Annotated in this window: 11 protein-coding genes; 2 read left to right on the top strand and 9 right to left on the bottom strand. The window is 48.1% G+C overall.

The features are described from left to right. Nucleotides 1-7: 7 nt before the first annotated feature. The 5 genes from B9Y93_RS12735 to B9Y93_RS12715 form a co-directional block, all read right to left on the bottom strand. Nucleotides 8-1,882 (bottom strand): ABC transporter ATP-binding protein, encoded by a 1,875-nt coding sequence (locus B9Y93_RS12735; protein WP_085494794.1) that lies wholly within the window; start codon nt 1,880-1,882, stop codon nt 8-10. Continuing rightward, nucleotides 1,879-3,606, bottom strand: coding sequence for an ABC transporter ATP-binding protein (locus B9Y93_RS12730; protein WP_085494793.1), 1,728 nt, complete (start codon nt 3,604-3,606; stop codon nt 1,879-1,881). Before B9Y93_RS12730 ends, B9Y93_RS12735 begins: the two co-directional genes overlap by 4 nt. Then, the gene (locus tag B9Y93_RS12725; RefSeq protein ID WP_085494792.1) at nt 3,600-4,088 is read right to left on the bottom strand and encodes a MarR family winged helix-turn-helix transcriptional regulator; all 489 of its coding nucleotides are present in this window, start codon (nt 4,086-4,088) and stop codon (nt 3,600-3,602) included. Before B9Y93_RS12725 ends, B9Y93_RS12730 begins: the two co-directional genes overlap by 7 nt. 245 nt (nt 4,089-4,333) lie before the next feature. Beyond that, on the bottom strand, nt 4,334-5,203 hold the full coding sequence (locus tag B9Y93_RS12720) for a CheR family methyltransferase (RefSeq protein WP_244903392.1): 870 nt from the start codon (nt 5,201-5,203) through the stop codon (nt 4,334-4,336). Between the two features lie 14 nt (nt 5,204-5,217). Next, entirely contained in the window at nt 5,218-7,956 is a 2,739-nt protein-coding gene (locus B9Y93_RS12715; protein WP_176228918.1) for a CHASE3 domain-containing protein, read from the bottom strand. 232 nt (nt 7,957-8,188) lie between these two features. Between B9Y93_RS12715 and B9Y93_RS12710 the strand changes: the two genes are divergently transcribed. Beyond that, nucleotides 8,189-9,517: an MFS transporter gene (locus B9Y93_RS12710; RefSeq protein ID WP_085494790.1), complete on the top strand. Its 1,329-nt coding sequence runs from the start codon at nt 8,189-8,191 to the stop codon at nt 9,515-9,517. A gap of 79 nt (nt 9,518-9,596) precedes the next feature. Beyond that, nucleotides 9,597-10,934 carry a TrkH family potassium uptake protein gene (locus B9Y93_RS12705; RefSeq protein ID WP_085495137.1) on the top strand — a complete coding sequence of 446 codons (1,338 nt, stop codon included), beginning with the start codon at nt 9,597-9,599 and terminating at the stop codon, nt 10,932-10,934. A 387-nt stretch (nt 10,935-11,321) separates the two neighbouring features. Here B9Y93_RS12705 and B9Y93_RS12700 read toward each other — a convergent pair whose 3' ends face one another. The 4 genes from B9Y93_RS12700 to B9Y93_RS12685 form a co-directional block, all read right to left on the bottom strand. Then, complete coding sequence (locus B9Y93_RS12700; RefSeq protein WP_139829169.1) at nt 11,322-11,669, bottom strand: hypothetical protein; 348 nt, start codon at nt 11,667-11,669, stop codon at nt 11,322-11,324. 86 nt (nt 11,670-11,755) lie between these two features. Then, nucleotides 11,756-12,985 (bottom strand): cation:proton antiporter, encoded by a 1,230-nt coding sequence (locus B9Y93_RS12695; protein WP_085494788.1) that lies wholly within the window; start codon nt 12,983-12,985, stop codon nt 11,756-11,758. 6 nt (nt 12,986-12,991) lie between these two features. After that, a complete protein-coding gene (locus B9Y93_RS12690) occupies nt 12,992-13,486 on the bottom strand; it encodes a cation:proton antiporter regulatory subunit (RefSeq protein WP_085494787.1) in 495 nt (164 codons plus the stop codon). A 298-nt stretch (nt 13,487-13,784) separates the two neighbouring features. Continuing rightward, entirely contained in the window at nt 13,785-14,111 is a 327-nt protein-coding gene (locus tag B9Y93_RS12685; protein ID WP_085494786.1) for an antibiotic biosynthesis monooxygenase family protein, read from the bottom strand. Between the last annotated feature and the right edge of the window lie 284 nt (nt 14,112-14,395).

Raw genomic sequence — 14,395 nt, 5'->3', positions numbered from 1 at the left:
TGTTAATCTACACAGCCTCCACCGCATCATCTGAGAACTGGCTGTTGTACAAGTCGCTATAGAAGCCGCCCTGATCCATCAGCTCTTGATGGGTGCCCTGCTCAATAACCGTCCCCTTGTTCATCACAAGGATCAGATCCGCATTCTTAATCGTAGACAAGCGATGGGCAATGACGAAGCTTGTTCGCCCTTGCATCAGCTGATTCATCGCCTTCTGAATGAACACCTCTGTCCGCGTATCAACGCTGCTGGTGGCTTCATCCAGAATAAGAATCGCTGGATCAGCTAGAATGGCCCTTGCAATGGTCAGCAATTGCTTTTGGCCTTGGGATATATTCGAGGCCTCTTCGTTCAGCACGGTATCATAGCCCTTCGGCAGCGTACGAATAAAGTGGTCAGCATGAGCAGCCTTGGCCGCCCGAATGATATCCGCCTCTGAAGCACCCTTGCGTCCGTAGGCAATATTGTCTCGAATCGTGCCATTAAACAGCCATGTATCCTGCAGCACCATGCCGAACATCGTGCGAAGATCACTGCGCTTCAGATCCATGATGTTGGTTCCATCAATGCGAATGGCGCCGCCATTCAGCTCATAGAAGCGCATCAGCAGGTTGATCAGCGTCGTCTTGCCCGCTCCAGTTGGTCCAACAATGGCAACCGTCTGTCCCGGCTTCGCCTCAATATTCATATCTGTCATGAGCAGCTCGCCTTCCTTATATCCGAACTGTACATGATCGAATACAACATGGCCTTTCGCTTCCTCAATCACAGCAGGCTTCGTGGATTCGGGCACTTCCTCTTCCTCATCCAACACTTCAAATACACGCTCTGCCGAAGCAATTGTGGATTGAATGATATTGGCGATATTCGCTGTCTGCGCAATCGGCTGAGTGAATTGACGCGCATATTGGATAAAGGCCTGCACATCACCAATCGTAATCGTCTTGTTTGTTACAAAGATACCGCCGACCACACAGATCAGCACATAGCCTAGATTTCCAATAAAATTGATCAGCGGCATAATAACACCAGATATAAACTGCGCTTTCCAGCCTGAATCATACAAGCGGTCATTGATTGTCTCGAACTCATCCAATGACTTCTGCTCATGATTGAAGGCCTTGATAATCTGATGCCCCGTATACATTTCTTCTACATGGCCATTCAGTTCGCCAAGGGATTTCTGCTGTCCCATAAAGTGCTTCTGCGAGCGAGAAGCAACCATTTTCACAACAACACCGCTAAGCGGCAACGTGACCATGCAGATTAATGTCAGCCAAGGACTGATCGACAGCATCATAATAATAATACCGACAAGCGTAACGACTGAGGTAATAATTTGCGTCAAGCTCTGTTGAAGCGTTGTACTGATATTATCAATATCATTCGTCACCCGGCTAAGAATCTCCCCATGCGTACGATTGTCAAAGTACTTCAGCGGCAGCCGATTGAGCTTGTCATTTACCTGCTGACGCATGTCATATACGATCTTTTGGGCAACACCTGCCATCAGATACTGCTGAATATAGGCAAAGAAAGCACTGAATAAATACAATCCTACGAGCAGCAGCAAGATGCCATTAATATAATCAAAATCAATGCCAGCCCCCGGCACCCTGTTCATCATAGCCATTAAGCCTTCGAATAAGCGAGTGGTTGCCTTACCCATAATCTTAGGACTGACAATCGAAAACACCGTACTTAATATGGCCATCAAAAATACTACAAACAATGTGATTCTTTTGGGCTTCAAATAACCAAGCAGGCGCTTGAAGGTTCCCTTGAAGTCCTTCGCCTTGTCTCCCGGCATGGACATGCCGCCCATTGGGCCTCCCCCCATAGGACCGCCGCCGCGCTTCGGTGCTCTATGCTTGTCACTCATGCGATCTCCTCCTCAGACAGCTGCGAGGATACAATCTCACGATATACCTCACTGCTCTCAAGCAATTGCTGATGCGTGCCAACAGCTGCAATTCGTCCCTCATCCATGACGATGATCTGATCCGCATCCATAACTGTGCTGACGCGCTGGGCCACAATAATGACCGTGGCTTCTGTCGTCTCCGATTTTAAGGCCTTGCGAAGGTTCGCATCGGTCTTGAAGTCAAGCGCCGAGAAGCTGTCATCGAAGATATAGATCTCTGGACGACGAATGAGCGCACGGGCAATGGACAAGCGCTGCTTCTGGCCGCCGGATACGTTTGTACCGCCTTGTGCAATCGGCGAATCGAATCCATCCTTCATCGAGGTGATAAAGTCCGTGGCTTGAGCAATGGAAGCCGCATGAACAATCTCTTCTTCTGTTGCATCTTCCTTGCCGTAGCGAATATTGTCTCGAATCGTTCCCGTGAACAATACCGCCTTCTGAGGAACAAGCCCGATTCTTTCACGCAGCTGATCCTGCCCCATATCACGAATATCGATGCCGTCCACCTTAATGCTGCCCTTGGAAATGTCATAGAAGCGCGGGATCAGATTCAGCAGGGTCGATTTCCCTGCGCCAGTACCGCCAATGATCGCTGTCGTCTCCCCTGGACGGGCAGTAAAGGTAATGTCAGACAGCGCAGGCTCCTCTGCTCCCGGATAACTGAAGGTCACACGATCGAATTCCACCAGGCCGCGCAAGCCCTTCGTTGCTTTTACCTCCGCCTTGTCAACAATAACTGGGCTCATATCCAGCACTTCATTGATACGAGCGGCCGAAGCAGAAGCACGAGGAATCATGACAAACATCATCGAAACCATAATCAAAGAGAACATAATCTGCATGGCATATTGAATGAAGGCCATCATATCCCCAACCTGAAGCTCACCAGCATTAATCTGCTTCGCACCAAAGAACACGATCGAGATTGTGGCAAAGTTCATCGCAAACATCATAATCGGCATAAGAGAAGCCATGATCCGATTGACACGCACTGCGGTATCCGTCAGATCCTTATTGGCTGCCTGAAAGCGTTCCTTCTCATCTTCCACTCGGTTGAAGGAGCGAATCACTCGAATACCGATCAAGTTCTCACGAAGCACAAGATTCAGCTTATCGAGCTTCTTCTGCATCGCTTTGAACAACGGGATTCCTTTTCTAGCGACCAAAAATACAGCCAGCGCCAAGAGCGGAATAATGACCAATAGAATCAGCGTCAGCTTCGCATCCTTTTGGAGCGCCATAATGATTCCGCCGATGCACATAATCGGAGCCATGACCATCATGCGAAGAATCATGACAAGCACCTGCTGGACTTGCGTAATATCATTGGTTGTACGCGTAATTAAGGACGCGGTGCCGACTTCATCAAACTCCTGCAGCGAGAAGTGCTGCACATGATTAAACACTCTTGAACGCAGCTGCTTCCCATAGCCAGTTGCCACCTTGGCTGAGAGATAGCTTGCTCCGATCATACATACTGTACCGATTAAGGCTACACCAAGCATAATAAGGCCGACACGCCAAATATAAGGCACATCTCCCTGTACAATCCCTGTATCGACAATCTTGGACATCAAGTTCGGCAGATACAGATCGGATAGGGATTGGAAAAATACGAGTAGAAGCACGAACACGATCGGCATTCGGAAAGGCTTCAGGTAGCGGAATAACTTCAACATTCCTTTTCATCTCCTGTCTGATCATTCATTGCTAGTATGGAATTCATCTCATCACTATAGTCAGAAATCTTGCGCATTAATTGAGCCAATTGCAGGCTGTCCGCTTCACCTAGATATTCGACTAGCTGATTAAGATGCTTGACAATGACAAGCACCGTCTCATCCGTCACTTCCCTTCCCGCAGGTGTCAATTTCACCCGAATGACCCGCCGATCCTTAGGATCGACATAACGATCCAAGTATCGTTTTTTCTCCATTGGATTCAGCATTTGCGTCACGGTAGGAGACGTCACGTTCAGAAGCGCACTGATATCCGATACCCGCATATCCTGCTCGCCAAGGTCCTCCTGGCGGCGAAGATGCAGCATGAGCATCAGGTCGTTCTTCTTGTGTCCATTCAGTATTCGGCGAAACCAGCTGGACTTGTGAATGAGCACGAGGGAATCGATAAGCTCACTGGCTGTCTGTTTCAATTCTGCCATTACACCTCACCTCAACTCCATTTCGTAACCAATTTATTAAATAGTTTTTCTAATAATTAAACAATATATTATTTAGGAGATCTAATTATATACCTCTAAAAAACCTCATGTCAAACACATGTAGACGCCCATTTTTCACCTTTTAATCTGTTGTTATTTGCAGCACAAAAAGTCCCAGCAGCCTACATGGCTCTGGGACTCCTATATTTAACCGCAGCTGCCTCTGGTCAGCGCATACTGCCTGTCTAGCGCAGTTTTTGATACCATTTTTCCGATGCATCAATGGTTCTGTATTTATTGCCTTCCTCCGCATACAGCATGGATTCATTGCTGCCAAGCCCCAAAAATCCGCCGATGCTCAAGCTCTCATAGAAGAGGTGAAGCACCTCCTGCTGCAATCGTTCATCAAAGTAGATCATTACATTCCGGCAAATGATCAGATGAAATTCATTGAAGGACCGATCCATGACTAGATTATGCTGAAAAAATAAAATGCGCTGCATCAGCTCGCGATCAAAGATGGCCTCGCTCTCAGTCGTTGTATAGTACTTGGAAAACTCCATCGTGCCGCCTGCTTGCAAATAATTTTTCGTGTAGTTCTGCATAGATGACAGGCGATACGCCCCCTTGCGAGCAACACGCAGCGCCTCCTCATTCATATCCGTCGCATAGATCTTTACTTTGTCGCCTAGACCCTCCTCCTCCAGCAGAATGGCCATAGATATCGGCTCTTCGCCTGTAGAGCAGCCTGCATGCCATATCCTGATCTCAGGCAATGTCCGAAGCTTGGGGATGATTCTTTGTCTTAACGCGAGAAAGAAGGAAGGGTCCCTGAACATCTCGGTAACACGAATCGAGAGATCCTGCAGCAGCCGTTCTGCTGCTTGAGGATCAAACAAGATCCTTTCCAAAAGAGCCGTCATCGAAGGAACCTTCTCTCGATTCATGCGATAGATCAATCGTCTCTTTATTGATGAGCGGGCATAATGGCGAAAATCATAGCCATATCTTCGATAAAGTCCCTCCAACAGCAGATCGATCTCCAGTTCCATCATCTCATCTTGTTCAGCCGGATTCATCGCATCATACCCATGTTCCGCGTTGTTTAATTCCATATGTGTTCCTTTTCCTATTTACTCAGCCATACTCTCATGAGAGAGAACAACTGGTCCAAGTTAATCGGCTTGCTAATATAATCGGAAGCTCCGACCTCAAGGCATCGCTCCCGATCCTGCTTCATTGCCTTGGCCGTTAACGCGATAATCGGCAGATCGCTGTAAGCGGATATGTTACGAATCTCTTGAATCGTATCATACCCATCCATGACCGGCATCATGATATCCATCAGCACAAGATCAATATCCGGGTGCTTGGAAAGCTCAGCAAGGCCTTCCTCCCCATCATGGGCTGCAATGACTTCCACGCCTTCTTTCTCCAAAATATTCATCAGCGCAAAGACATTGCGAATATCGTCATCCACAACCAGCACCCTCTTGCCTGCAAACGGCCTATGGACTCCCGCATCCTCGACTAGTTCCAGCATCGCCAACTGCTCAGCATCCCTCATTAACACTTCCGGTCGCTCGATCTCAGCTGCTTCCGAAGCAGCCGCAGCCTGCAGCAGGACATGATCTTCTTCAGCTGCTGTATCGCCTTTTGGCGGCAAAGACGGGATGATAACCGTAAAGGTGCTGCCTACGCCTTCCTCGCTATCGACGAACACTTTCCCCCCAAGCAAGCGCGACAGCTCTCGGCAGATCGACAATCCCAATCCCGTACCGCCATACTTTCTGCTGGTGCGGCCATCCGCCTGCTGGAACGCCTCGAAGATGATCGCACGCTTGTCTTCTGCAATGCCAATGCCGGTATCCTGTACCGACAAAGCAAGCCATGCCTCATCAGAGGCGTACTGGTGCAAGGAAAGCGAGCGCAGCTGCTCCTCGCTCGGCTTGGCTAGACGCATCGTAACGGAACCTTGCTCCGTGAACTTGAAAGCATTGGACAGCAGGTTGCGGACAATCTGATGCAGCCGCTGCTCGTCTGTATAGAAGATATCCGGCAGCGAGTCCTCATATTCAACAACAAATTCAAGGTCCTTCTGCTCTGCAACCTGATCGAATTGAAGCCGCATTTGAAGCGGCAGCTCAGCCGTATTCATCGCATCGATTACGATATCAAGCTTGCCTGCCTCCACCTTGGACAGGTCAAGGATATCATTGATCAGGTTCAACAGATCCTTCCCTGCAGTGTATATGACTCTCGCATACTCTTCTTCCTCATGCGAGAGATGTTCCTCTGCATTCTCTGCCAGCATCTGTGATAAGATCAGCATGCTGTTCAGTGGTGTACGAAGCTCATGCGACATGTTGGCCAGAAACTCCGACTTGTACTGCGAGCTTTGCTCCAGCTTCAGCGCATACTGCTCCAGCTCAATCCGAATCTGGTTCAGCTCATTCGTCTTCTGCAAAGCATTTCGATTTTGTTCCTCCAACTGTTCGTTGGTCATTCGAAGCTCTTCTTGCTGCATTTGCAGTTCTTCTGATTGCGCCTGAAGCTCCTCGGTCATCGTCTGCGATTCATGCAGCAGACGCTCAATCTCCATCCGATTCTCCACCGTATTGAGCATAGTTCCGAAAGGTTCGGTCACATCGCGAATCATAGTGCGATGCTGCTGCTCGAATACGCCAAGGCCCGCGAGCTCAATCACTGCAATAACACGATTCTTGTATTTGATTGGTGCAACAAGCACACTTCTTGGCCTAATCTTGCTCACACTGGAGACAATGCTTACATGCTCGGCTGGTATTTCCTTAAGCTCCATGACAATGCCATCAAGGGCGCATTGTCCAACGAGGCCCTCGCCTAAGGCAATACGCTCTTCTCCCGCCGTGCCGCCCTCTGCTGCATAAGAAGCAAAGCGCGACAGTACTGGATTGCCTCCCTGCCTTTCCAGTACATATAGAATGCCATAAGAGGCATCGAGCGCTCTGGCAAGCGAAGTGATAAAGCGCTGCGACAATTCTTTGGATGTATCAATATCCTGACAGTTGCGAAGCACCTCTGAGGCTGCTGATTTGATCCAATAGTCCTCTGCATGCATGTCGATCAGCTGATTCGTGGCCATGGCAAGCTCGGATATCTCATCCTTGGATTGAACGACAACCCGCTTTGAATAATCGCCGCTCTCAGCGGCAATCGAGTGAATCATCCATGTAACATCTCTAAGCGTACGGACTACCGACCGTGAGATGAGCCACGCTAACAGTACGGCAAGCCCAGCCAGCAGCACAAATTGGGCATACAATACAACCTTCAGAATGGTGCCTTGCTTCTCCATCTCCAGCACACGAGAGTTAGCCAGCTCCTGTTCGAATTCTCGGAAGCTGCTTAATTCACTGCGTATCTTGTCCATGTACTGCTTGCCCACATCATCATTAAAAAATTTTACAATTTCAAGAGTATCTCCAGATCGTTTCATTTCAATAACAGGGTCGCCAGCTTCTTGGATCCAGTTGGTGGTATACGTATAAATGCGCTCAAGCCGGCTAACCTCAACGGGACTATCCTTCACAAGCTCCATCAGCTTCATGTAATCCTCTTCATAAGAGGATCGACCCGATTGGTAAGGCTCCAAATACGTAGGATTGCCCGTAATGACATATCCTCTCTGGCCTGTCTCCATATCCAACAGATGGGTCTCCAGCGAATTGGCAAGGTCGCTCGCTCCAACTACACGGTTCGCAACAAAACGAACTTCCCGTTCAATCGTATCGATTTGAGTCGTAATTCCCACCATGGACAGGAGCAAACATGCCAGCAGGAGCATATATCCAATTATAATTTTCATGCGTATGCTCAGCCGATTCATGCTTCCCCTCATTTCTATGTGCTTGTATGTTAGCTGAATATTATTCCAGTCAATAATTGTTATTATAAGTTACTTGTACAGGCTTTGAATAGTTCCGAAGAAGCCTACTTACATACATACCCCTAAAGAACCTCTCTTGTAACTCCTATCCCATAAGAGATCATCCTTCCTTTCCAAAGGTTCCCTTGGTACAATACTGTATGGCATCTATGACATACGGAGGGTCCCTATCATGCACTTATGGCATCGATTTCAAGCTGAGCTTCAAGACTGGCATCCAAATATACGATTGTTTTTTATCTCAAATCTGTTGTACCAGTTCGGCAGCGGAATGTTCACCGTCTTGTACAATTTATATATTCAGTCACTTGGCTACAGCCAAGAAATGAACGGAACGATCGTCAGCATTCAATCACTTGCAACCGCACTCATGTTCATTCCGATTGGGCTGATGGGAGATCGTTTCAGTCGCAAGCATATCTTAATTGCCGGTGCCATGTTAACCGGTATATTTTTCACAGGCAGATCCTTTGTGACGACTGAAGGCTCCTTGCAGCTGTTTGCAATCGGCTCCGGATTATTTATCTCCTTCTATCAGGTTATCGCAATTCCGTTTCTCGCTGCAAATACACGCATCGATCAGCGCCTTCGCCTATTCAGCTATCACGCCTCCATGGTGCTGGCCGCTCAAGTGCTCGGGAGCATCGGCGGAGGCATGTGGGCCGATTGGATGCAGCGATGGGGCTTTGAAAAGATTATAAGCCTGCAAACCTCTCTCATGATTGGCGGTCTGGCTACGCTGGTTTCCTTCATTCCGCTGCTATTCGTAAAGGAGCCAAGACCGGCCTCAGCAAGCTCCACAGCAGCATCGTCTAGTCGTATGAAGCCCCAGCAAGGTGCACAGCTTCATGATAGCGCTGCATTGGACGATCAAGAAGAGAAAAGGGTCAAGCGCCAGGATACGGTGCTGATCGCCAAGTTTACCTTCGCTCAGATCCTGATCGGCTTAGGTTCCGGACTTGTTGTCCCTTACTTGAACCTATACTTTACAGACCGCTTTGCCGTGTCGCTGACCGGCGTTGGACTATTGGTCTCATTAGGACAGATTATGACCATCATCTCAATGCTCATCGGTCCATCTCTTGCGCAGAAAGTCGGACAAGTTCGAGCTGTGTTTTATTTTCAGCTGCTGTCCTTGCCTTTTCTGCTGCTTACCGGCTTTACGACACTGTTCGTCGTCGCAGCCATCAGCTTCTTGTTCCGGCAGGCGCTAATGAATGCCGCCAATCCCATTCAGTCTGCGCTGATGGTGGAGCGCGTATCAGACCGGCGAAGGGGCATTGCCAATTCCTGCACACAAACTGCCTTCATGCTTGGCTGGGCCAGCATGGGCAAGGTTCAATCGGGGCTGATTACCAGCTACGGCACCTATTGGGGTTATGCGTTTACCTTCACGATTACCGGCATTCTCTACGTGACGGCAGCTACTTGCTACTATTTTATGTTCCGCGACGTACAACATAAGGAGAAGGCAAATCAAAAATCACCTTCCATTTCGTAACGTTTGATAAGTTGTCATTTACAAAACCATTTTGGACACGATATGCTAAGAGGGTTTTGGTTTAATGGGAGGTGAAGCAGTGAGCTTCTGGAAAAAGCATATTGCCAAGTGGACGCCCTCACGTGTGCTTGCCACTGGCTTCCTTTCACTTATTGTCATCGGGATGCTGCTGTTGAAGCTGCCAGTAGCGGTACATGACGGCATCGAATTAAGCTGGATTGATGCGTTGTTTACGTCTACCACAGCGCTTTGCGTGACGGGCCTAACGGTCGTCGATACACAACTTACATTTACTTTATTTGGAGAAATTGTTATTATCACTATGGTTCAGATCGGTGGAATCGGCTTTATGACTGTCGCGACCATGTTCTACTTAATGATCGGCAAGCGCATCTCGCTTAGAGAGCGTCTGATCCTGCAGGAATCCATGAATACGAACAGCATGGAAGGCATTGTTCGCACCATTCGAAGAGTCATCTACTTTGTCGTAATTATTCAGCTCACCGCTGCCGTCCTGCTAACGGTTCACTGGCTGCCTGAAATGTCATTTAAAAAAGCGGTCTATTATGGATTGTTCCATAGTGTCTCGCTATTCAACAACGGAGGCTTTGATCTGTTCGGCAACAGCTTCCAGGCTTACGCCGATGATACGCTGTTTAATTTTATTGCTTTCTTTCTCGTTATATCTGGGGGTTTAGGCTTTATTGTCTTAGCGGAATTGTATGATTATCGCAGAACACGCAAGCTGTCGCTGCACTCTAAGGTTGTCCTGTCCATGACTGGCATATTGATCGCAGTCGGCACGTTTTGCATCTTCATCTTCGAATATACGAACCCGAACACGATGCAGCCGCTCAGCTTCAATGGCAAAGTATATGCATCTGTCTTTCAGTCGATCTCCTCTAGATCATCAGGAACCAGCACGGTCGAGATTGCCGAGCTTCGTCAGGTCACACAGTTCTTTATGATTATCCTGATGTTTATCGGAGGTTCGCCCGGTTCAGCCGGCGGGGGCATCAAGACGACGACCTTTGCCATTTTGATCTGCGCGGTTATCACGATGCTGCGGGGACAAGAGGATGCTGTATTGTTCCGTACACGCTTGTCCAAGGACCAGATTCTAAAGGCGCTGACCATTATCTTTCTCGCGCTGATTATGGTGCTGTCGGTGTCCATGCTGCTAGCCATGACCGAAGATCAGCCATTTTTGAACATCCTGTTCGACACCACCTCGGCAGTCGCAACCGTTGGTCTGACAATGGGCATGACCGCCGAGCTCTCAGAATTCGGCAAGCTGGTCTTCTGCCTCGCCATGTTCATTGGGCGTGTCGGCCCGCTGACGCTTGCCTATGCCATGAATAAGCGCCATGCCAAGGGACGCTTCCGTTACCCTGAGGGCAAGATTATGATCGGATAACACAAGGCATGTGTTCGCTTTATAGAGGCTTCAGCTGTTGTGTGGCAAGTGAACGATCATGATAAAAACGTAAGCCTATACGGCTTACGTTTTTTTGTTCCCTCTAGGCTTAGCTGACCTTTTCAAGCTCTTTTCAAACCCTTCTTCTAGCTAGAGGTATTGTCTTCCTGACCTCATGCAATGATAGAGCATGTATGGTGCTGCGGTGCTACGTGTGATTCGGCGGCATATATCCTTGTCATTCCCTTGGGAGCGTGAGATGGCGCTCTCGCTATTTTTTACATAAAACAACTGCTGTGGTTCCGCTCGTCATAAGACTAGGATCATGATCCATAGCGGCAGTTTTATCTAAAAAATAGATGGAAAGCAAGTTAAACGTCCGTCGAGCTAGTAGTATACCGAGGTGCACTTCAGCGGCTTCAGCTTCAGCAATCGCAGGCAGATCGTCTCTGCAATGACCGGCTGGAACAAGGTATGAAGCTCGAACCAAGCGGTATTCTTTGGCACTGACCCAATCGGTGGCGTAGACAGCTTCGGCGGTACAACACCATGCTTTACAGCCACTTTGCGATGCAATGGTGAATAGTTTGGCTGCATCTGATCGTTCAGAAGCTGATATACAGAATGATTAGAGGGAATCGGCCCTTGATTCACTCTAGCTATAGGCACGAATACGGTATACAAAAAGGCCATGACGAGAATTAAACTAATCCATATTTGATTGCGTTTGTTCATGACGCTCGTCATCCTATCACCCCTTGTATGTTCGTTAGGTGTACAATTCCACTGTGTGCGTGTTCCTTATGATTGTAAGTTCGTTCTTAAGAAGAGGAGGCTTTGGCTTCTGTTCTCTTCTTCGAGCGCTGTTCCCAGCGGAAGATGGCATTCAAGAATCGGTACACATGCTTCGATTCCTTCGTTAAGATTGGCCCTAAGATCGCCAGAATGAGAACGTACAGGGCTGCGAATGGCTGAAGCAGCTGCATAAGGCCGCCTGCTTTTCCTAGGTTAGCCAAGATAATGGAGAACTCTCCCCGTGATACAATCGTAAGACCAATGTTCGATGAGGCTTTGTGAGACAGCCCTGCACTTCGTCCTGCCAGCATGCCAGCTAGGAAGTTGCCGAACAATGTAATCGCGACAGCGCCAATCGACAGCCAGAAGGCATCCAACAGCTCAAATGGATTAATGGTCAATCCGAAGCTGAAGAAGAATAAGGCACCGAAGAAATCACGGAAGGGCAGAATCAAATGCTCAATTCGCTTCATATGATCCGTCTCCGCAAGCACGAGACCGACCAGCAAGGCACCGATGGCCTCTGCAACGTGAATCGTCTCCGAGAAGCCCGCTACGATAAACAAGGTTGCAAATACAGCAAGCAAGAACAGCTCATTCGAACGAATATTGAATACCTTGTTCAATAGCGGAGTTGCCAAGCGGCCAAGAATGATAAAGCCAAGCATAAAGCCAAGCGCAATACCCGCAGACAAGATTACTCCCCCAACCGAGCTTGCTCCACTCAGCACAAGACCCGATAGAACCGAGATGTACACGGCCAAGAAGATATCCTCGAACATGATAATGCCAAGGATCATCTCTGTCTCCGCATTGGCTGTTCGCTTCAGATCGATCAGCACTTTGGCGACAATTGCACTAGAAGAGATACTTGTAATCCCTGCTAGCACGAGCACTTCTTGAAAAGGCAATCCCGCTAGGAACCCGTACAGCATTCCCAGTGTAAAGTTGATGGCAATGTAAATCGTGCCGCCTACGGCAATGGATTTACCTGCTTTGATAAGTCGTCCTACCGAGAATTCCAATCCTAAGTAGAAGAGCAGGAACAGAACCCCCATTCTTCCAAGAAGCTCGATCAGCTCTGCGCTCTCGATAAAGCGGAAATCAAAATTCCCGAACTTAGGCGCATGAGGTCCAACAATCATTCCGACAAGGATATAAAATGGAATGACTGAGAAACGAAGCTTCGTGGATAAGAGACCGGCTAGGGCGACAAGGCCTACAGCCAGCCCAAGCTCAAGTACAACATGATCCATATGCAATTAACCTCCAGTTGTCAGAATGTTTTTGAGCGTCTTCAGTTGTTGTCTCTCACCAGCAACGACAAGCATCGTTCCTTCCTTGAAGGCATAGTCTGGTCCTGGATTGATGGTCTTGCTGCCGTCCTGCTCGATCACCGCGATGATCGCAGCTCCCGTCTTGCGACGTACATCTAGGCCGCCAATCGTGCAGTTTGCACATTTTGAGCCTGTCTCAATCTTGAACCATTCAATGATCAGGTCATCAAGGGCAACCTCAATGTTTTCCAGCGCCTTTGGCTTATAGGACAACCCGCCTACAATACCCGCAATCTGTCTGGCTTCATCGTCGTCCAAGGACACCATGGACACGCTCTCATCCAGATCGTCATAGTCGAAGTGGAACAGTTCCCTGCGACCGTCGTCATGGATGATGACAACCAGCTTGTCTCCGCTTTTCGTGATGATTTGAAACTTTCGGCCGATTCCCGGCAGATCCGTTTCCTTGATTTGAGTCATTACATCTACCTCCACAACATTTTTTTGCACTTAGGATTGCTTCGTGCGACTTTAGCGATAACGCCAGCGCCAGCGCATTCCTCTTGTTGAAACAAACCTTGTCTGCGGCAGCAAAAGACGTTCATCCTTCTCTCCGCATGGCTGTTACAGAAGGTTTACTCCACTGAAATATTATAGCATAAAATCGGGGCACCCTGAGAATTCACCTCCTAGTCTGCGAAAATGTACTATTTTTTACACAAAATCACCCCATTTCAAACCATTTGGTCTAAATTGGGGTGATATGGGTCCTTGATCTTTAGGATTGAACAGGTGCTGACTTCGTGCTCTTTACTTCATAATTGGCGTGGGTGACCTCGATAATATGCTCTGGCTTCGGCTTGCCGCGGCTAGCACGATGTCCTGCAATATGCGCCTCGCTTGTCTCCCATCCTTTCCATGCTTCCTCAGATTCCCAGCGAATCATGACGACGACCTCTTCGTCACCGCGGCGAACTTTTTTGACCAATACGCTTAGATCGATAAATCCTTCTGACTGCTCAATAATTCCCGGTCCGCTAAAACGATCGACAACAAGCTGTGAGGTGCCTTCCTTAACCGTGAATGTCTTAGTTTCAATAAACATGGGTTCACTTCCTTAATTAGGATGATGTCAATTACCTCTAGTTTATTGATAAGGATTATCATTGTCAACGAACAGCAGCAGATGACCTTCAGCTTTTGATTTTGTTTCTTCTTTTAATAGAACCATTTTAGGGCACTTCGCAAACCAGAGGGTTGCTGAACTGTAGGCTGCATATTTATGTTTCTGCGTTTTATTTCATCCTTCACCCATATAATTAATCGATTAAGTAATTTATTCGCAATTACTGCTCTTTTCTTTGAATAAAAAGTTCCAAAAAATATCTG

The sequence above is a fragment of the Paenibacillus aquistagni genome (assembly GCF_900177815.1).
GTDB classification, from domain to species: domain Bacteria; phylum Bacillota; class Bacilli; order Paenibacillales; family Paenibacillaceae; genus Paenibacillus_B; species Paenibacillus_B aquistagni.
This window is presented reverse-complemented; position numbering and strand designations above follow the sequence as displayed.

Bases quoted from the DNA above. Each gene is read 5' to 3' on its own strand.
- B9Y93_RS12730 (WP_085494793.1), bottom strand. From the start codon at position 3,606: ATGTTGAAGTTATTCCGCTACCTGAAGCCTTTCCGAATGCCGATCGTG.
- B9Y93_RS12710 (WP_085494790.1), top strand. From the start codon at position 8,189: ATGCACTTATGGCATCGATTTCAAGCTGAGCTTCAAGACTGGCATCCA.
- B9Y93_RS12690 (WP_085494787.1), bottom strand. From the start codon at position 13,486: ATGACTCAAATCAAGGAAACGGATCTGCCGGGAATCGGCCGAAAGTTT.
- B9Y93_RS12700 (WP_139829169.1), bottom strand. From the start codon at position 11,669: ATGAACAAACGCAATCAAATATGGATTAGTTTAATTCTCGTCATGGCC.
- B9Y93_RS12725 (WP_085494792.1), bottom strand. From the start codon at position 4,088: ATGGCAGAATTGAAACAGACAGCCAGTGAGCTTATCGATTCCCTCGTG.
- B9Y93_RS12715 (WP_176228918.1), bottom strand. From the start codon at position 7,956: ATGAATCGGCTGAGCATACGCATGAAAATTATAATTGGATATATGCTC.
- B9Y93_RS12695 (WP_085494788.1), bottom strand. From the start codon at position 12,985: ATGGATCATGTTGTACTTGAGCTTGGGCTGGCTGTAGGCCTTGTCGCC.
- B9Y93_RS12735 (WP_085494794.1), bottom strand. From the start codon at position 1,882: ATGAGTGACAAGCATAGAGCACCGAAGCGCGGCGGCGGTCCTATGGGG.
- B9Y93_RS12685 (WP_085494786.1), bottom strand. From the start codon at position 14,111: ATGTTTATTGAAACTAAGACATTCACGGTTAAGGAAGGCACCTCACAG.
- B9Y93_RS12720 (WP_244903392.1), bottom strand. From the start codon at position 5,203: ATGGAATTAAACAACGCGGAACATGGGTATGATGCGATGAATCCGGCT.